The organism is Kitasatospora sp. NPDC002522, assembly GCF_053595195.1.
Window position 1 is genome coordinate 1 of sequence record NZ_JBSFXE010000016.1, and the last position, 16,603, is coordinate 16,603.

16 protein-coding genes and 1 pseudogene are annotated in these 16,603 nt (G+C 72.3%); 5 read left to right on the forward strand and 12 right to left on the reverse strand.

The window, feature by feature from the left end:
- Window positions 1–149: 149 nt before the first annotated feature.
- Complete coding sequence (locus ACWD4U_RS15810; RefSeq protein ID WP_363460526.1) at window positions 150–2,438, forward strand: alpha-L-fucosidase; 2,289 nt, start codon at window positions 150–152, stop codon at window positions 2,436–2,438.
- Between the two features lie 74 nt (window positions 2,439–2,512).
- Here the strand turns inward: ACWD4U_RS15810 and ACWD4U_RS15815 are convergent, their stop codons facing one another.
- The 6 genes from ACWD4U_RS15815 to ACWD4U_RS15840 form a co-directional block, all read right to left on the reverse strand.
- Complete coding sequence (locus tag ACWD4U_RS15815; RefSeq protein ID WP_449787204.1) at window positions 2,513–2,746, reverse strand: hypothetical protein; 234 nt, start codon at window positions 2,744–2,746, stop codon at window positions 2,513–2,515.
- Window positions 2,747–2,907: 161 nt separating this feature from the next.
- Window positions 2,908–3,270 (reverse strand): zinc ribbon domain-containing protein YjdM, encoded by a 363-nt coding sequence (locus ACWD4U_RS15820; RefSeq protein WP_363460530.1) that lies wholly within the window; start codon window positions 3,268–3,270, stop codon window positions 2,908–2,910.
- 93 nt (window positions 3,271–3,363) lie between these two features.
- Window positions 3,364–4,605 (reverse strand): MFS transporter, encoded by a 1,242-nt coding sequence (locus ACWD4U_RS15825; protein WP_363460532.1) that lies wholly within the window; start codon window positions 4,603–4,605, stop codon window positions 3,364–3,366.
- 79 nt (window positions 4,606–4,684) lie between these two features.
- On the reverse strand, window positions 4,685–5,518 hold the full coding sequence (locus tag ACWD4U_RS15830) for an SDR family NAD(P)-dependent oxidoreductase (RefSeq protein ID WP_363460534.1): 834 nt from the start codon (window positions 5,516–5,518) through the stop codon (window positions 4,685–4,687).
- 101 nt (window positions 5,519–5,619) lie between these two features.
- The gene (locus tag ACWD4U_RS15835) at window positions 5,620–6,141 is read right to left on the reverse strand and encodes an SRPBCC family protein (RefSeq protein ID WP_363460536.1); all 522 of its coding nucleotides are present in this window, start codon (window positions 6,139–6,141) and stop codon (window positions 5,620–5,622) included.
- Entirely contained in the window at window positions 6,138–6,644 is a 507-nt protein-coding gene (locus tag ACWD4U_RS15840) for an RNA polymerase sigma factor (protein ID WP_363460538.1), read from the reverse strand. Before ACWD4U_RS15840 ends, ACWD4U_RS15835 begins: the two co-directional genes overlap by 4 nt.
- A gap of 171 nt (window positions 6,645–6,815) precedes the next feature.
- Here ACWD4U_RS15840 and ACWD4U_RS15845 point away from each other — a divergent pair, with 171 nt between their 5' ends.
- Window positions 6,816–7,346, forward strand: a complete 531-nt coding sequence (locus tag ACWD4U_RS15845) for a DUF3995 domain-containing protein (RefSeq protein ID WP_363460540.1) — start codon at window positions 6,816–6,818, stop codon at window positions 7,344–7,346.
- A 97-nt stretch (window positions 7,347–7,443) separates the two neighbouring features.
- Complete coding sequence (locus ACWD4U_RS15850; RefSeq protein ID WP_363460542.1) at window positions 7,444–8,163, forward strand: hypothetical protein; 720 nt, start codon at window positions 7,444–7,446, stop codon at window positions 8,161–8,163.
- Window positions 8,164–8,207: 44 nt separating this feature from the next.
- On the opposite strand, the gene ACWD4U_RS15855 is transcribed toward ACWD4U_RS15850, so the two are convergent.
- From ACWD4U_RS15855 to ACWD4U_RS15870, 4 genes and pseudogenes are all read right to left on the reverse strand, one after another.
- On the reverse strand, window positions 8,208–8,507 hold the full coding sequence (locus tag ACWD4U_RS15855) for a hypothetical protein (protein ID WP_363460544.1): 300 nt from the start codon (window positions 8,505–8,507) through the stop codon (window positions 8,208–8,210).
- 93 nt (window positions 8,508–8,600) lie between these two features.
- Window positions 8,601–9,395: an MBL fold metallo-hydrolase gene (locus ACWD4U_RS15860; RefSeq protein ID WP_363460546.1), complete on the reverse strand. Its 795-nt coding sequence runs from the start codon at window positions 9,393–9,395 to the stop codon at window positions 8,601–8,603.
- A gap of 169 nt (window positions 9,396–9,564) precedes the next feature.
- Entirely contained in the window at window positions 9,565–10,539 is a 975-nt protein-coding gene (locus ACWD4U_RS15865; protein ID WP_363460548.1) for a GlxA family transcriptional regulator, read from the reverse strand.
- A 171-nt stretch (window positions 10,540–10,710) separates the two neighbouring features.
- Window positions 10,711–10,863, reverse strand: a pseudogene (locus tag ACWD4U_RS15870) (alpha/beta hydrolase fold domain-containing protein); the annotation flags it as partial.
- 107 nt (window positions 10,864–10,970) lie between these two features.
- On the opposite strand from ACWD4U_RS15870, the gene ACWD4U_RS15875 reads away from it, so the two are divergent.
- Both ACWD4U_RS15875 and ACWD4U_RS15880 read left to right on the forward strand, forming a co-directional pair.
- The gene (locus tag ACWD4U_RS15875; RefSeq protein ID WP_363460550.1) at window positions 10,971–11,495 is read left to right on the forward strand and encodes an NUDIX domain-containing protein; all 525 of its coding nucleotides are present in this window, start codon (window positions 10,971–10,973) and stop codon (window positions 11,493–11,495) included.
- A gap of 215 nt (window positions 11,496–11,710) precedes the next feature.
- A complete protein-coding gene (locus ACWD4U_RS15880) occupies window positions 11,711–14,920 on the forward strand; it encodes a hypothetical protein (RefSeq protein ID WP_363460552.1) in 3,210 nt (1,069 codons plus the stop codon).
- A gap of 89 nt (window positions 14,921–15,009) precedes the next feature.
- Here the strand turns inward: ACWD4U_RS15880 and ACWD4U_RS15885 are convergent, their stop codons facing one another.
- Window positions 15,010–15,444: a hypothetical protein gene (locus tag ACWD4U_RS15885; RefSeq protein WP_363460554.1), complete on the reverse strand. Its 435-nt coding sequence runs from the start codon at window positions 15,442–15,444 to the stop codon at window positions 15,010–15,012.
- A gap of 305 nt (window positions 15,445–15,749) precedes the next feature.
- Window positions 15,750–16,565, reverse strand: coding sequence for a cupin domain-containing protein (locus ACWD4U_RS15890; RefSeq protein ID WP_363460556.1), 816 nt, complete (start codon window positions 16,563–16,565; stop codon window positions 15,750–15,752).
- Between the last annotated feature and the right edge of the window lie 38 nt (window positions 16,566–16,603).

Genomic DNA, 16,603 nt, shown 5'->3' on the forward strand with positions numbered 1-16,603 from the left:
CCCGGAGGACCGGGCGGCCATTCCTTCCGAGCCCTCGAGGGCAACGCGCCATCAGCCATACCCGGTCCTCCCGGACCGCCTCACATTCTTAGGGACGCGCCATGCCGGAACACCTCTCGCGCCGATCGGTACTCGCCGGAATGGCGGCCATGACGGTCGCCAGCGCCGTCGGCTCCGTGGCCATGTCGACGCCCGCGTACGCCGCGGCCGCCGCCGACCCGCTGCCGCTCCCGCCGCTGCGCATCCCGCAGACCGACCTGGGCCTGGAACAGCAGCCCGACTCCAAGATCCAGTGGCTGCAGGACGCCAAACTGGGCATGTTCATCCACTGGGGACCGTACGCGGGCCCGGCCCAGGGCGAGTGGTACATGCACAACTCCGCGGTCACGCCGGACAACTACCGGAAGCTCGTCACCGACGCGACCGGCCAGCAGTTCACCGCCGACGCCTACAACCCGGCGGCCTGGGCCCAGTTGGCGAAGGACTTCGGCGCGAAGTACACGACGCTGACCACGCGTCACCACGACGGCTTCGCGCTCTGGCCGCTGAACCACCCCAACGCCTGGAGCTCCGGGCAGGCGCCGCTCAACCGCGACTTCGTCAAGGACTACGTCGCCGCGGTGCGGGCCGCCGGTCTGAAGGTCGGCCTCTACTACTCGCCGATCGACTGGCGCTACCCCGGCTACTACGACGTGACCGGCACCAACTGCGCGACCAACCCGTGGGGTTACACCACCGATCCCGCGCACAAGGAGAACGCGCGGATCATGAAGACCGAGGTGTACCAGTCGGTCAAGGAACTGGTCACCCAGTACGGCGTGATCGACGACCTGTGGTGGGACGGCGGCTGGATCGCGGAGCAGGGCACCGACGCGGCGGGCGCGTTCTTCTGGGAGCCCGGCCAGTTCCGCGACGCCGCCAACCAGTGGCAGGTGGACGCCGCGTACGGCGAGACCGACGCCAACGGCAAGCCGCTCGGCCTGATGGGCATGGTCCGCAAGCACCAGCCCGACATCGTCGCCACCTCGCGCTCCGGCTGGAAGGGCGACTACGACAGCGACGAGGGCCCGGGCGTCCCGAGCGGGGCGATCCGCACGGGCCGGCTGGTCGAGAAGGTGTTCACCGTCGGCAGTGCGTGGGGTTACACCAACGGCGGCACGATGAGCTATGCCACCGCGATGAACATCCTGGTCAACTGCTGGGTGCGGAACATGACCGCGATGGTCAACGTCGGCCCCGACCGGCACGGCACCGTGCCCGACGCGCAGGCCAACCTGCTGCGGCAGATCGGCACCTTCATGAGCGCCTGCGGCCAGTCGATCTACGGCACCCGCGGCGGCCCGTGGAACCCCGTCGACGGCCAGTACGGCTTCACGTACAAGGACGACACCTTCTACGTCCACCTGCTCCCCGGCTACAGCGGCACCTCGTTCACCACCCCGGCGGTCGGCGACGCGCAGGTCACCCGGGTGTTCGACGTCCGCTCCGGCAGCAACCTCTCCTTCAGCGTCACCGGCGGCAAGGTCACCGTCACCGGCATCGACCGCACCACCCACCCGCAGGACAGCGTCATCGGCGTCGTCCTCGACCGGAGCGTGCAGCCGGGCGACATCGCCGCCGGCAAGGCCGCGACCGCCGACAGCGAGGAGAGCGCCAAGGGCAACACCGCGGCCAAGGCGATCGACGGAGCCACCGCCACCCGCTGGTGCGCCAACGACGGCGGCACCGGGCACTGGCTGAAGGTCGACCTCGGCTCGACCCGCTCGCTGACCGGCACCCGGATCGCCTGGGAGCTCGACCAGACCAACTACCGGTACAAGATCGAGGGTTCGACCGACAACAGCGCGTGGACCGTGCTGGCCGACCTCACCGCGACGACCGGCACCAGCCAGGTCCAGACCGCCCAGTTCCGCACCCAGGCGCGGTACGTGCGGGTCACCGTCACCGGGCTGCCGGCCAACGTCTACGCCTCCATCCGCAACCTCGAGGTCTACGACCGGCCGTTCGCCGCGGACCTCGGCACCGTCAAGCTGGTCAACCGCAACAGCGGCAAGGTGCTGGACGTCAGCGGCGGCTCCAGCTCCGACGGGGCCCTGGTCGTCCAGTCGACCTGGAACGCCGGGACCAGCCAGCAGTGGAAGCTGCTGCCGAACTCCGACGGGTCCTACCGGCTGTCCAACGTCAAGAGCGGCAAGGTCCTCGACAGCCCCGGCAGCTCCGCCCAGGGCGCCGACCTCGACCAGTGGACCGCCGACAGCGGCGACAACCAGTCGTGGCAGCTCTCCCCGTCCGCCACCAACGGCTACTACCGGCTGGTGAACGTCCGCAACGGCTGGTGCGCCGACGTGTCCGGCGCCTCGACCGCCGAGGGCGCCAACGTCCTCCAGTGGACCACCACCGGCGGCGCCAACCAGGACTGGCAGATCGTCGCGGTCTGAGTCCGACCGCGCGGGCGGGACGGGTCGACTGACGGGCCGTCAGGTGAAAGGGGAGGCCGGCGGATCGGCACCCGTCACCCGATCCCGCTCGCGCGGACGCGGGCCAGGTCTCGGAGCAGGTCGAGGAAGGCCGCATCGTCGGCGACGGGTTCGGGCCGGTCCTGGCCGCGCTCGACGTAGTGGACGATCCAACTGCCCGACGACGCCTCGAACTCGGCCGTGACCACCGGGTCGCCGTCCAGGAGCAGGAAGGAGGTCGTGCTCGGGTTCGGCCGGACGTCAGGGGTCAGCGGGCTGACGTCCTGCATGGCCATTCCCGGTGGGTCTCCGGCCGGCAGGCCGCGCACAGGTGGGTGCCGCGCGGGGCGGGCAGCGCCACGGCCTGCTGGAGCAGGTCGGCGGGGAGCCCGGCCGGCTCGCCCGGCGGCGTCAACTCCCGGAGGAACAGCGACAGCGACCCCTGCCCCGGTCAGGCCTTCTTGACCACGCTGGACTTGAGCTGCATGGCGCCGAATCCCTCGATGCGGCAGTCGATGTCGTGGCCGTCGACGCCGTCGACCAGGCGGATGTTGCGGACCTTGGTGCCGGCCTTGATCCCCGAGGGGCTGCCCTTGACCTTGAGCGCCTTGACGACGGTGACGGTGTCGCCGTCCACCAGCACGTTGCCGACGGAATCGCGAACGACCCGCCCGCCCGGGGCACCGGCGTCGCCGGCGTCGGCGCTCTCGGCGGGAGTCCACTCGTGGCCGCACTCCGGGCAGACCATCAGCGTGTCCATCGGGTAGGTGTACTCGCCGGCGCACTTCGGGCAGGGCGGCATGGTCGCCGTCATTCGTTCATCCTCATCTGGTGCTGGTCGCAGGGGACCGCGGGGACTGCCCGAGGGCGACCTCACAGTTGCGAATGTTAGCAACTGTGCATGTCGTCATGCGGTGAGGGGCCTCGGACCGTCGCTGCGCCGCAGCTCGGGGGTGGAGCCGGCGACCGTGAGCACCGCGAGGAGGCAGAGCAGTCCGCCGGTGACCAGGGCGGTGGCCCCCGAGGTCCAGCCGGCGACGGCTCCGCCGCGGAGGTTGCCGAGTTGCGGGCCGGCCTGGGCGACGATGGTCTCGGCCGCGGTGACCCGGCCGAGCAGGGCGTCGGGGGTGCAGGTCTGGACGATGGTGGTGCGGGAGACGACGGCGATGGCGTCCGCGGCGCCGGCGAGCGCGAGCAGGGCCAGGCCCGTCCACGCGCTGCGGGTCAGCCCGAAGACGCCGAGGGCGGCCGCCCAGGTGGCGCTCGCCCCGAGCATGACGGGGCCCGGGCGGGCGAGGCGGGTGACCGGGCCGGAGAACGCGGTGGCGGCCACGCCGCCCACGGCCAGCGCGGACATGAACAGCCCGAGCGTGCGCGGGTCGCCGCCGAAGCGCTCGCTGTTGACGAGCGGGAAGACGCTGACGGGCATGGCGAGCACGGTGGCGGCCAGGTCGGTCAGCAGAGCGCCGCGCACCACCCGATGCCCCGTCAGGAACCGCAGCCCGTCGGCGATTCCGCTCAGCCCGGGCCGGGACGCCCCGCCGACGGGCGGCATCGCGGGCAGGGCGAACGCCGCGGCGAAGGAGCAGCCGAAACTCACGGCGTCCAGCAGGTAGCAGACGCCGATGCCCCACCAGCCGATGACCACACCCGCGGCGGCCGGGCCGAGCAGCATCATCGCCTGCCCGGTGGCCTGGTTCAGTGCCACCGCCGCCGCGACCTGCTCCTTCGGCACCAGGCGCGGGATGAACACGCCCGCCGCAGGTGCGCCGACGGCCCCGAACGCGGCCTGCACCGCCACCAGTCCCAGGACGGCGGCGACGGGTGCGTGCCCGGTGAACCCCTGGACCGCCAGCAGCAGCGAGCAGCCGGCCTGGCCCGCGTTGCCCAGCAGGTAGACCCTGCGCCGGTCCGCCCGGTCCACCCAGGACCCCGCGAACAGGCCGATCCCGATCATCGGCAGCGCCTGGGCCAGCCCCACGGCGCCGCTCCACACCGCGCTGTGGGTCATGCCCCAGACCTGGAACATCACGGCGACCACGGTCATGAAGCTGCCGAACGTGGACACCGTCCGCCCGATCAGCAGCCGTCGGAACGGCGGCGACGACCGCAACGGCCGGACGTCGACCAACGCGCGGGAGAGCTTCATTCGGCCACGACCACGGGTGGCAAGGGCTGCTGCACGTCGCGACCCTAGCCGACCGGCCGGGGGTTCTCCGACGGAGTTTCTACAGGCCGACCGCCTCGGCGGTGGCGTCCCACAACGAGGCGGCAGCGGTCGGGTCGGCCGCGTGGGCGGCGGGCGGGGTGAGCCCGGTGGCCTTGGCGGCCTCGTAGTAGCCGCCGTTGACCAGCTCGGCGGCCGGGAGGGTGGCGAGGCGGACCAGTCGGGCGCCGGCCGCCCGCGGGGAGACCAGGAACGGCGCGTACCGGTAGAAGAGCCGGGACGCGGTGCCGTCGCTCCCGAAGTTCGTCCGGACGACGCCCGGGTGGAAGGCGACGCTGGTCAACTCGGGCCAGCGGCGGGCCGCCTCGGCGGTGAAGAGGATGTTCGCGGACTTGCTCCAGCCGTAGGCCGTGAACGACCGGTACTCCTGCGGGTCGCCGGTGAAGTCGGTCGGCCCGCCCGGGCCGGGGCGGCCCTGACGGTGCGCCCGGGAGGCGGTGTTCACCACCCGCGCCCCGGCGAGGTTCTCCCGCAGCAGTCCGGTCAGCAGGAACGGGGCCAGGTGGTTGCCCTGGAGGGTGGCCTCGAAGCCGTCCGCGGTCCGGCGGTAGCCCGGGACCAGGGCGCCCGCGTTGTTGGCGAGCACGTCGATCCTCGGGTAGCGCTCGGCCAAGGCGGCGGCGAGGTCGCGTACCTGGCCGAGGGATTCGAAGTCGGCGCAGAACCGGTCCGGCTCCCGGCCGTCGCCCGCGGCCCGCACCCGGTCGACGGCCGCGGCGAGCCGTTCCGGGTTGCGGCCGACCAGGACGAGGTGGTCACCCGCGGCAGCCGACTGTTCGGCGGCGGCCAGCCCGACGCCGGAGCTGGCACCGGTGATGACGACGATTCGGCTCATGGTGCTCGGTTCTCGATTCGGGTTCGGAGGTCTTCAGCGGCCGGACGGGACACCGCCCATGTCCTACCACTCCGGTCCTCGCGGCAGCCAGACCCGGGTCGTCAGCCGTCAGCCTTTCCTTCCTGGCCGATCTCCTGGTCGATGTCCTGGTCGAGGAGGGCGGCGAACCGGGCCAGGGGGCTGCCGGTGAACGGGCGCAGCGCGGGGGCGAGGAGGCGTGCGCCGGGGAAGCGCAGGCCGCCGAGGAAGGCGAAGCGGGTCGTGCGGTCGGTCTCGGGGTGGGCCGCCATCCCGCCGAGGACGAGGCGGCTCTGCATCAGGCACCACCCGGGGGAGAGGTCGATGGCGAAGGTGGCACGGAGCCGGGTGTGACCGTGGATCCGGGCCTGGAGCGGGGCGCCGGTCGTCCCGGAGGTGCGGAGAGCGACCGTGCGGACGTCGGGGATCCACAGCGGCATCGTGCGTTCCAGGTCCGCGGCGACCGACCAGACCCGGTCGAACGGTGCGTCGAGCACGGCCTCGTCGATCCGCGCCGATCCGGGCGCTGTCGCGGCGATCACGTGCAGGCGGCGGACCGGGTCGAAGTCGGCGACGGGCCACTGCGGCATCGGGGTCTCGGTCACTGCTGCCACGCCTTTCGGAAACTGAGTCGGGCCCGGGAGAGCCGGGACTTGACCGTGCCGGGGGCGACCGCGAGGAGTGCCGCGGTCTCCCGTTCGTCCAGCCCCTCCAGGTCGCGCAGCAGCAGCACGGCGCGGTGCTCCGGGGAGAGCCGGGACAGCACGTCGCGGATGTCCGCGGCGAGTTGCGGGTCGCCGGGGGCGGGGAGTTCGCCGAGCTCGGCGGGCTGCGAGCGTGCCGACCGGGTGGCGTGCCGCACCGCCTCGCGCACCGCGATGGCCCGGACCCACCCGAACAGGGCTGCGGGATCGCGGAGTTGGGGCAGCTTGCGGAAGACCGCGATGAGCGCCTCCTGGGTCGCGTCCGCGCCGTCGTCCAGCGCGATCGGGCCGCAGAGCCGGCGGACGTACGGGGTGATCAGGTCCAGCAGCCGGCCGACCGCGAGTTGGTCGCCGCCCTGGGCGGCCCGGACCAGCTCGGCAAGGCCGGGCGGTGGCTCCTGCATGGCGCGCCCTCCGTCGATCGGTGACAGGGGTCCGTGGAGGGAGGCGCCGAGACGGCGATCGGTTCCCCGCGACTTCCGCCCGGCCGTAGTGTTCCTCGCCACAGGAACGGATCGACGGGCGGGGTGCTCCTTCGGGTGTCCAAGCGTCCTGACACTCCGTGAGGTGACGACATGAAGCCGCTGACGTCGGCGAACACCCGCAGCAAGGCCACCGCGATCGGCGCGGTGCTGGCGGTGGACGGTCTGGTCCACCTGTACTGGGCCACCGGGCAGACCTGGCCGGTGCACACCACCACCCGGCTCTCCCACCTGGTCCTCAACACCCAGGTGCCGTTCACCCCGCAGGGACTGGTCCCGCTCGCGGCGCTGCTCTGCTCGGCGGCGACGCTGGTGCTGGCGCACGGCGGAGCGCTCCCGGCCCTGGCCCGCCGACTGCCCGCCGTGCTCCCGCGCTGGGCGAGCCGGGCGGTGGCCGCCGGACTGCTGGCCCGCGGCACGGTCGGACTGGTGTGGGTGACGGGGGCGTGGGCGGACCCCGGAGACGCGTTCTACTGGCTCAACCTGCTGCTCTACACCCCGCTGTGCCTGCTGCTGGGCCTCGCCGCCTGGCAGGTGGCCGGCCACCCGGCCGGCGTCGGACGAGCCGTCCGGGGCGTCATGTGGGGCTTGGCTCGGGGCGTCGTGCGGGGTGAGAACAGGTAAAGCGACATCGAGCTGTCATCCCGGCGCGGTACCGTCCGGACCGTCAGCGGCCGCGGGCCGACTGCGTACTGGTGTCGTCGGCTGCTCGGAGGGTGTCGTGGGGATCGTGGTGCGGGTGGCCGCAGGTGGGGCGGCGGTGCTGCTGGCCCTGTCGGTGACGGGTTGTACGCCTGCGGCCAAGGGGGCGAAGTCCGGAGACGGGACGAAGGCGTCGGCGGCCGGCTCGGCGGGCGCGGGCAGCGGCGGTGCGGCCATCGCGGTCGGACCGGGCCCGAAGTCCGCGTACCAGGCGCAGGCGCAGCCCGCGGCCGGCTCGTGCCACTACCGGTACACGGCCGACAAGCAGCCGCTGCCCGACACGGCCTGCACGCCGGGCGCCCTGAGCCCGGCGGTGACCCAGGCGACCGTCAACGACACCATCTGCAAGCCGGGTGGCTACACCTCCACGATCCGCCCGCCCGCGAACATCACCGGCAAGGAGAAGGCGGAGAACGCCAAGTCGTACGGCTACACCGGTCCGATGGGCGATGCCGAGTACGACCACCTGATAAGCCTTCAACTCGGCGGTGACCCGAACGACCCGCGGAACCTGTGGGTGCAGCCCCCGTCACCGGACCACGTCGCGGGCAAGGGGCCGAACAACCCGAAGGACTCCGTCGAGACCCACCTGCACACCGCCATCTGCAAGGGCCAGGTCACCCTCGCCGCCGCTCAGCAGGCCATCGCGACCGACTGGACCACCGCCGAGGCCAAGCTCGGCATCAAGCCCGCCGGGACGAGTACGCCGGACCCGGCGGCGGACGGCGACGGCGAGTGACCTGCGGCCCGCGCGACGACGCGGCATCCGGGTAGGGCGCGGGTCTACGCGGCGCCGGTGACCCCAGGTGCGACGAACCGGCGGTGGAGCGGGGCGTACGACACCTCCGGGGTGCCGGCGATGCCCGCCTTCTCGATCTCCGGGGCGAGCCGCTCGGCCATGAACGTCTCGAACGCCTGCTGGGACTCCCACACGTCGGTCACGTGCAGGGCCCCGGCGTCGAACCAGGCGACGTGGACGTGACCACCGGCCGCCGGAACCAACTCCCAGTCCACCGCGGCCCGCACCGTGTCGTACTGCTCCGGCGTCGCACCGGCCCAGACCATCGACATCACCACAGCCATGACCCTCTCCCTTGCACTCGCCTTTGCACTCGGCAGCGGATTCCCGCCCCTACCAGCCAACGCCTGGCGGTCGCGGTGCGCACGTCGCGACGGTCACCGGCGGGTGGTGGCGGGTGGCGGCGGTGCGGCGGGTCCGGCGGGTCGCTCTGCGCGGGTGGTGAGGCGGCCGGCGGCGTCGAGTCGGGCGAGGCGGTCGTGTTCGCGGGCGGCCCAGCGCCGTACCCGGGCGGGGTCGAGCGGGGTGCCGTGGCCGACGTGGAGGGCGGTCGGGTGGTGGGCGAGCATGGCGCGGAGGCTGGCGAGGTTCCGGCGGGGGTCGTCGTGGAAGGGCGGGTTGGCGGGCCTGCCCGGGATCAGGCCCATGAAGGAGTTGGCGATCAGGTCGCCCGCGACGAGGTCGCCGTCGTCGGTGAGCACGGAGACGGAGCCGGCGGTGTGCCCCGGCGTGGGCATGATGCGCGCGGCGAGGCCGAAGTCGTCGAGGCTCGTCTCGCCGCGGATGAGCACGGCGGGTTCGACGGGTTCGACCCGGGCGTGGAGCTTCCGGTTGCGGGCCATCAGGCGGCCCATCGCGCCGGTGGGCAGGTAGGGCTCGCGGACCCGGCCGGAGCGGTAGGGGCCGAGGTCGGCGACGTGGCCGGCGACCGGCGCGCCCGTGAGCCGGTGCAGTTCGGCGGCGGAGCCGAAGTGGTCGATGTGGCCGTGGGTGATGACGATCAGTGAGACGTCGGCGGGGTCGACGCCGTGGGCGGTGATCCGGTCGAGGATCTGGCGGCCGCTGCCGGGGGTTCCGGCGTCAACGATGACCGGTCGGCGGCCGAGCAGGAGGTAGGCGTTGATGTTGTGCCGTCCCATGACCGGGATGGGGACGACCTTCGTGCGGGACATGGATCTCCTCCGAGGTGTGCGGGTCGATGCCGCGTGTGTGTGCGTCGATGCCGCGCGGGTGGGCATGCCGGAGCTCGGCCGGGCCCGAGTGCGGTGGCGCGCGGGTGGGCGTGCGGGCGGGCGCGGTGCGGGTGCGCGGTGTGGGCGGGTGGTGCGGGCGCGGGTCGGGTCAGAAGCGGCGGCGGTACTCGGCCGGGGTGGTGCCCAGCCGGCGGCGGAAGACGCGGTGCAGTGTCTCGACGGAGCCGAGGCCGCTGGCCGCGGCGACCTCCGGCAGACCGTGGTCGCTGTCCTCCAGCAGGCGGCGGGCGGCCTCAAGGCGGGCCGCCTCCACGTAGGCGGACGGTGTCATCGACGTGCGTCGGCGGAACGTCCGGATGAAGTGACGCGTGCTCAGGTGCGTCCTGGCCGCGAGGGCTTCGAGCGAGAGGTCCGCGGTGAGGTGTTCGGCGATCCACCTGCGCAGGTCGTCGATCCGGTCGTCCTCGGAGCCCTGCACGGACAGCGGCACGCTGAACTGGCTCTGCCCGCCGGAGCGTTTGAGGTACATGACCATCATCCGGGCCGTCGCGAGCGCGAGTTCCTGGCCGTGGTCCTCGGCGACCATGGCGAGCGCCATGTCCATCCCCGAGGTGACGCCGGCGCAGGTCCACACCCGCCCGTCCCGGATGAAGATCGGATCGGGATCGACCCGGACGTCCGGGTGCTCGGCCGCCAGCCGGTCCGCGGTCAGCCAGTGGGTCGTGGCGGGCCGTCCGTCGAGCAGCCCGGAGGCGGCCAGCAGGTGCGCGCCCGCGCAGATCGACCCGGTGCGCCGGGATCGGGGCGCCGCACGGCGCAGCCAGTCGACGACCTGATGGTCGATCACCGGCTCCACGCCACCGTCGACGACTTCGATCGCGCCCGACACCAGCAGCGTGTCGATCGGACCGGTCACCTCGTCGAACGCCAGGTCGGCCATCAACCGGACGCCGCTGGAGGTGGTCACCGGAGCGCCGTCCGGTGTGGCGATCACCACCAGGTAGCCGGGCCGGTACGCGCCGGCGACCCGCGAGGCAACCGAGAACACCTCGGCCGGTCCGGTGGCGTCCAGCAGTTCGATGCCGGGGAAGGCGACGATCACGACGCGGTGCTGTGGGGGCATGCCCCGATCATTCCGGCCGGTCGGGCACGGCCGCAACGACCAGGATCTGTCACATCGGGCCATCCGGCGGGGCGCGGAGGGTGACGACGGATCACATCGGCGACCGAAGGGCGGGAAGGGGCGGGGCCGCTCAGCGAGCGGCGGTAGGTGAGTTGACGTCCGTTCGGTCGGGGCCACCGTGACGGTGAGGCCGCCGTCGGCGGAGTCCGCGGCGAACGCGATGGTCGAAGGGTCCTCGCCGCTGTCGAGGAGGGCGCGGCAGGCGCTCAGCGCGTCCTCGATCGCGGCCGGGAACGGGTGCTCGGGGGCGAGCCGGTAGTCCAGTCGGCTCCCCGCCGGTGATGCGTCGCGTCAGGTGTCGCGGTGACGGCCCTTGCTGCGGTCGACCGCTGCGGCCCGGTGGTGTCGGTGGCGGTCCGTAGCCTGTCGCCATGATCCGTAGCGGGTTCGAGCAGCGTCCGCTTGATGCCGCGGTCGCTGACGCCGCGAGTTCGACGCTGGAGTTCGACCGGGCCAGGGACTGGTTGCGTTCTGCGCTGGTTGGCGCCCTGGAGCCGTTGGGCGCCGAGGTGTGGGTCCTGGACGCAGCCTTGGAGCGGATCGTGCTGGTCCGGCATCCGTGGCGCGGGCTGGTCCCGCCGGGTGGCAAGGTCGAGCCCGGCGAGTGTCCGCGTGACGGCGCGGCCCGGGAGTTGGCCGAGGAGACCGGGCTGCGGCCACGGTTGTTGGAGCGGCCCGCCGCGGTGGCGGTGCGGTCGTTCGGTCCGGGTCTGCCGGAGACGCTGTCCCTCTCCTACGCCGCGATCGGCGACCCGGAACAGCCACTGACCGCGGAGGACGGTCAGCCCGCGGCCTGGCTGCGGCTGGACCAGGGCTGGGACAGCTGCTTCCCCGATGACGTGCTGCGCATCCGGCAGTACGTGGAGCTGCTGAGATCGGGTTCCCCCGCTCGGTGAGTGTGGCCGAGCCCGTGTTGGCGCCGGTGGAACGCAGCTGCGACGCGACGCGAACTGAGCGACGGCGAGTGGGATTTGGCCGAGTCGTTCGTGCCGGTCGGTCGCTACGGCCGCTACCCGCATCGGCTTGCTGATCACTTTGGAAAGGGATTCAAAAGGGCTTCCGAAGGCGCGAATATCCGGCACCCTGGCATTCAGGCGATCAACTCCCATGAGTGTTAACCGAGTTGGGTCCGCCGGGTGGGGCACTGATTCTGGCCAAGTTCTGCAAAGTGTGCCGCTGCTGTGAACGGGTTGTGTACTTTCGAGCGATCCGGAAGGCGCCATTTCCTCCGCAGACGGGAATCGTGATGACCACCCCGACCACCGGAACACCTGCCACCACACCAGCGCCGACGCCGGCGGCCCCGGCGAGCCCGGCGGCCCCGGTGAGTACGTCGCCCAAGTTCGAAGTGGACAAGGCGATGCTCGACGGCCCGACGCCGAAGGACCTGCTTCCGAGCACCGGCAACTACCCGGTGGAGATCGTCCGGTACCGCTCGGTGGTGCTCACCGACATCCCCGGAGCGAAACCGACGCGCAAGCTGACCGGCGCCATCGACCTCGGCGAGGAGAACCTGCCGTTCTACGACCGCCCGGCCGAGGGCATGATCGTCACGACGGAGCAGAGCTGGTCGGCCCAGGGTGTCACGCTCGGCCGGCTGTTACACAGCCTCGCGCTCGCGCCCGGTGAGAGCACCAAGGTCGCGGTCGTCGACTGGGAGCGCAGCACCAAGGCCACCGGCACCGAGACGACTGCCGAGAACGACACGCTGTCCGCCACCAGCGACCAGAACCGGTCGATCAGCGAAGTGGCGAACGCGATCGCCCGCGAGGAGCAGTACGGCACATCCCGGGCGTCCCAGTCGAGCAGGTCCTCCAGCTCCGGCGGCAGCGTCGGAGCTGCGCTCGGCATCATCAGCGGCGGCCTGAACTGGGGCGAGTCCTCGAACTCGGGCTTCACGACCTCGGTGTCGCGATCGACCGGCGTGCAATCGGTCGCGGCCGAGGCGACGCAGCGCATCAGCGCGCGGACCCAGCAGCTGGCGACCGCGGCCCGCAGCCGGAACATGACGGTCGTGCGCGAGACGACGCAGTCGGAGAAGGACAAGGTCCTGACCCGGGTCGTCACCAACTACAACCACATGCACGCGATGTCGGTGCAGTACTACGAGGTCGTCCAGGTCTACACAGTGACGACCAAGCCGACCAAGCTGGAGCGGTGCCTGTTCATCCCGCTGCAGGAGCTCACCTTCAACTACACCAGCCTGCAGCGGTACAAGGAGGCGCTCGCGTCGGTGGCGCCGACCGACTGGGCGGCGAAGATCCGGGCCGCCAACCCGTTCGACACCAGCATGCGCAAGCTCGACGCGTGCACGGCGCCGGAGACACCGCCGGGCATCCAGGTGTTCGACGGGGCGGAGCTGGCCGACATCGCCGCTTCGGCCATGGGCGTGTACGGGGTGCGCAAGTCCGACGGCAGTCCGGTCCGGTTCGATCCGGTGGCCCGACAGTGGAACCCGCTGCCCACCGCCGGACTGGACGGCGAGCTGATCCGCATAGCCGCGGGCAAGAGCATCGTGTGGGCGCTCAGGGCCGACAACGTACTCGTGCAGTTCGACGGGACGGCCTGGCGGCGCGACCCGAGCGACTGGGCGGGGCGGAGCCTCGCCTGCGGCCCGGACGGCACGCTCTACCTCATCGGCATGGACAGCTCGATCTATCGGCGCGACCCGAAGGGCGTATCGCAGAACCTGAACATCACGGCTGACGACGTCGCCGTCGTCGGCAAGAACAAGGTGTGGTACTGCCGGGAGGGGCGGACCTGGGAGCGCAGCGGCACCAGCTGGGTGGAGCGGCTTCCGGCACCGAACGTGAAGCGCCTGTCCGCCGGCCCGGACGGCGTGCTCTGGGGCATCACGGCAGACGGCAAGGCCCTCATGGTGGAGGACGGTGCGACGACCTGGTCCGCTCCCCAGTACCTCGGCGCGTACCCCAAGAAGTTGGATGTCGTCTCCTCCGCCGGCGGGGAGTACTGGGCGCTCCTGAGCACCGGATCCGTGCTCCGGCTCTTCACCGCATCACGGGAGACGCCCATATCCTTCGACGCCCCGCCGAAGGCCGACTCCCCCTACGCGACCAAGATCGACGTCTGGCACGACGAGGCCGGACTCCGCAGCATCCAGGTGGTCTTCCAGGGCCAGACCTTCCGCTGCGGCGACACCGGCGGCTCCGGCGTGCAGCAGCGCGCGTCCTACACCTTCGGAGGTGCCGACAAGCTGCTCTCCGTCGACGCCTGGTACGGCACGGCCGCCCGTGGCAGCCTCTCCGGGTTGCGCCTGACGATGACCTCGGGCGTGGCCAACTTCGGGGTCGCCGCGACCACCACCGTCGCCCCCGACATGACCGAGGACGCCGGCGGCGCGGCCATCTGCGGGCTGTTCGGTTCGACGGTGAAGTCCGGCAGCCGCACCTATGTCGCGTCGCTCGGCTTCCACGTGCGCGGCGGGAACGTGCCGCAGGCGGTCCTGGACCACCTGAACGACAACCGCCGCCACTACAGCCAGGCCGTCTGGGCCAACGCCGACGAGCTGACGCTCAGCCGCATCCTCGCCAACTACTCCTACACGCCCGCGGGTTCGAACGCCGCGCCGGTCCTGCTCGGCACCCTGCTGGACCCCAAGCCGATCGCCGTCACCGGCAACTACCTCGGTTTCCGGTGGAACTTCGGCAGCGAGCAGGAACGAGAGGCGTGGACCAAGGCCCGCCAACCCGGCGACGCCACCTTCGGGGCACCGGTGACCAACACGATCGCCATCGCCACCAAGGGCGTCTTCGCCGAGGCCGTACTGGGCCGGGCCAACGCGGCCGAGAAGATCGACCTCACCCGGTTCTGGAACTGGAAGGACTCGCCCATCCAGATCACGCCGGCCGACATCGCGCCGGTCGCCACCGGAACGCGCGGGCAGAACCTCGACCTCACGGTGGCCGCCCTGGGTGCTTCCGAGGCGAAGTTCACGCAGCTGGCGGCGATGCCCGACCCGGCCGGCCTGCAGACGCTGCAGGCCATCGCCACCGCGAACCTGTTCCGCGACATGAGCGGCCTCAACTCCATGAGCCAGGTGCTCACCAAGGGCATCGAAGCCGCCGCCAGCAACGACAAGGACGCCGGCGCACGCGCCCAGGAGGCCATGAAGATCGCCACCCAACACATGGAGAAGGTGGTCCAGATCGCGGCCGACGCCGCCCGCAAGGCGGCACCGGCCGCGGCAGGCGGCGGCGCCAACGTGACCGCCCTCGGCGGCATGCTCAACCAGGGCGACAAGGCCGCCTCGGACGCCAAGCCCGACGCTCCGTCCACCACCGGGTCCGCAGCGAAATCCTGACCACCGCACCACGCGGGCCCGGGCTGCCACCCGGGCCCGCCCCGCCAGAGGCGCGCGGCAGATGTGACATCACGTCACCTACCGACGTCTCAGGTCTGCGAGGCCTGCTCGACGTTCCGGCGGACCGGGTCGGTGCGGGTGCGCTCGGCGCGCTGGTGGGCGGCCCAGTCCCGCATCCGCTGGACGGCGTCCGGGTCGTTGGCGGCGCCGGTGTCGAGCGCGGTCGTCGCGCCGTCGCCGAGGTCGACGATGTGGTGCTCCATCGTTCCGGTGGCGACGATGGACAGGACTGCGAGGAGCTCGTTCCTGACCTCGGGGGTGAGGTGCGCCTCGTCCTCGTCCTGGAGGTCGATGACGTGTTCGGGGGCGGGGGCGGCGAGGGAGACCACGCTACGGCGGAGGAGCCCGCCCAGTACGCGGAACTCGGCCGGGTCCATGCGGGCCCGCAGCGTGTCGAGGTAGAGGCGGACCTGTTCGGCCCGGGTCGGGGCGGTGTCGGCGGTGTCAGCGGCGGCGTCGTCCATGCGGCCATCCTGCCAGCGGCCGACACCGCCGCGCGGAGCCTGGTGGGTCGGGCAAGGGTGCCCGGGCCGAGCAGTCCGGCCCGGCACCGGGAACGGTGGGGCCGCAGCTCAGTTGACGTCGCAGACGAGGCAGCGCACGCGCCACGTCCTCCACCGGCTCGCCCCAAGGGGACGTCTCGAGCCCGTCCCACACCACCGCCTCCAGCGCTTCCAGCGACATTCCCACCCCTCGTCATCCCGTCCGTCGGGGCGCCGCCCCCCGGCACCGGCCGTCATCGTCCACGAGATCCGCCGTCCTGTCGCTCCTAATTCTCGTAGGTGATGCCGTGGCGGGCCGCGATGCGGTTGAGGGCGCGGGGGTCGAGTCGGCCGGCGGTGCTGACGGAGGGTCGGGCCTCGGTGAAGTCCTCGACGAAGCACTCCCAGCCGCCGGGGGAGGAGATCTGGAGCACGCGCGGGGGTGGCGTGGAGCCGGGGGCCAGGGCGTGCGGGATGCCGTGCGGGAGGAGGACGAAGTCGCCGGGGGCGAGCAGGTGGTGCCGACCGTCGAACTCGACGGCGAGGTGGCCGGTGAGGACGAACACCGCCTCGTCGGCCAGGTGGTGGACGTGCCGGGGAATCGGCTGAGCCACCGTCATCTCCAGCAGCGAGAGCCGGCCGTCGGTGTCGGTGCCGCGGACCTTGGCGGCGAAGGCCGGTGGTACGGGGATCCGTCCGGGCCGCGCGGCGCCCGGTGGCAGGACGTGGGCCGGGCGGTCGGCGGCGGGCCCGTCGCCGGCGGGTCCGTCGGGGGCGGGCGTCCGGAGGCGGAGGGCGTGCAGGTGGGTGTCGGGGCGGGCGTCGATGGTGCGGGCGGTGCCGTGCGGGAGGAAGGCGCACGTGCCGGGGGAGAGGCGGTGGGTGCCGCCGTCGGTGGTGACGGTCAGTTCGCCGTCGAGCAGGTACAGGATCTCGTCGCCGCCCGACGGGTGGGCCGGCGGCAGGGGGCCGGGGCCGTGGTACTCGGTGAGGGTGAAGCGTCCCTCGGTGTCGTCGGTGCTCGCCTTGACGGTGACGCCTCGGGGGAGCGGGGTGGTGGCGGGGCGCGACGCGCCGGCCCTGAGCAGGATGAAGCGGTCCACGGCGGTATCCTTTCCGAAACGGAGGCGGATACGGAATC

Excerpts from the sequence above, each read along its gene's own strand:
- ACWD4U_RS15810 (WP_363460526.1), top strand. The coding sequence starts at position 150 with ATGACGGTCGCCAGCGCCGTCGGCTCCGTGGCCATGTCGACGCCCGCG.
- ACWD4U_RS15815 (WP_449787204.1), bottom strand. The coding sequence starts at position 2,746 with ATGCAGGACGTCAGCCCGCTGACCCCTGACGTCCGGCCGAACCCGAGC.
- ACWD4U_RS15820 (WP_363460530.1), bottom strand. The coding sequence starts at position 3,270 with ATGACGGCGACCATGCCGCCCTGCCCGAAGTGCGCCGGCGAGTACACC.
- ACWD4U_RS15825 (WP_363460532.1), bottom strand. The coding sequence starts at position 4,605 with ATGAAGCTCTCCCGCGCGTTGGTCGACGTCCGGCCGTTGCGGTCGTCG.
- ACWD4U_RS15830 (WP_363460534.1), bottom strand. The coding sequence starts at position 5,518 with ATGAGCCGAATCGTCGTCATCACCGGTGCCAGCTCCGGCGTCGGGCTG.
- ACWD4U_RS15840 (WP_363460538.1), bottom strand. The coding sequence starts at position 6,644 with ATGCAGGAGCCACCGCCCGGCCTTGCCGAGCTGGTCCGGGCCGCCCAG.
- ACWD4U_RS15845 (WP_363460540.1), top strand. The coding sequence starts at position 6,816 with ATGAAGCCGCTGACGTCGGCGAACACCCGCAGCAAGGCCACCGCGATC.
- ACWD4U_RS15855 (WP_363460544.1), bottom strand. The coding sequence starts at position 8,507 with ATGGCTGTGGTGATGTCGATGGTCTGGGCCGGTGCGACGCCGGAGCAG.
- ACWD4U_RS15860 (WP_363460546.1), bottom strand. The coding sequence starts at position 9,395 with ATGTCCCGCACGAAGGTCGTCCCCATCCCGGTCATGGGACGGCACAAC.
- ACWD4U_RS15865 (WP_363460548.1), bottom strand. The coding sequence starts at position 10,539 with ATGCCCCCACAGCACCGCGTCGTGATCGTCGCCTTCCCCGGCATCGAA.
- ACWD4U_RS15875 (WP_363460550.1), top strand. The coding sequence starts at position 10,971 with ATGATCCGTAGCGGGTTCGAGCAGCGTCCGCTTGATGCCGCGGTCGCT.
- ACWD4U_RS15885 (WP_363460554.1), bottom strand. The coding sequence starts at position 15,444 with ATGGACGACGCCGCCGCTGACACCGCCGACACCGCCCCGACCCGGGCC.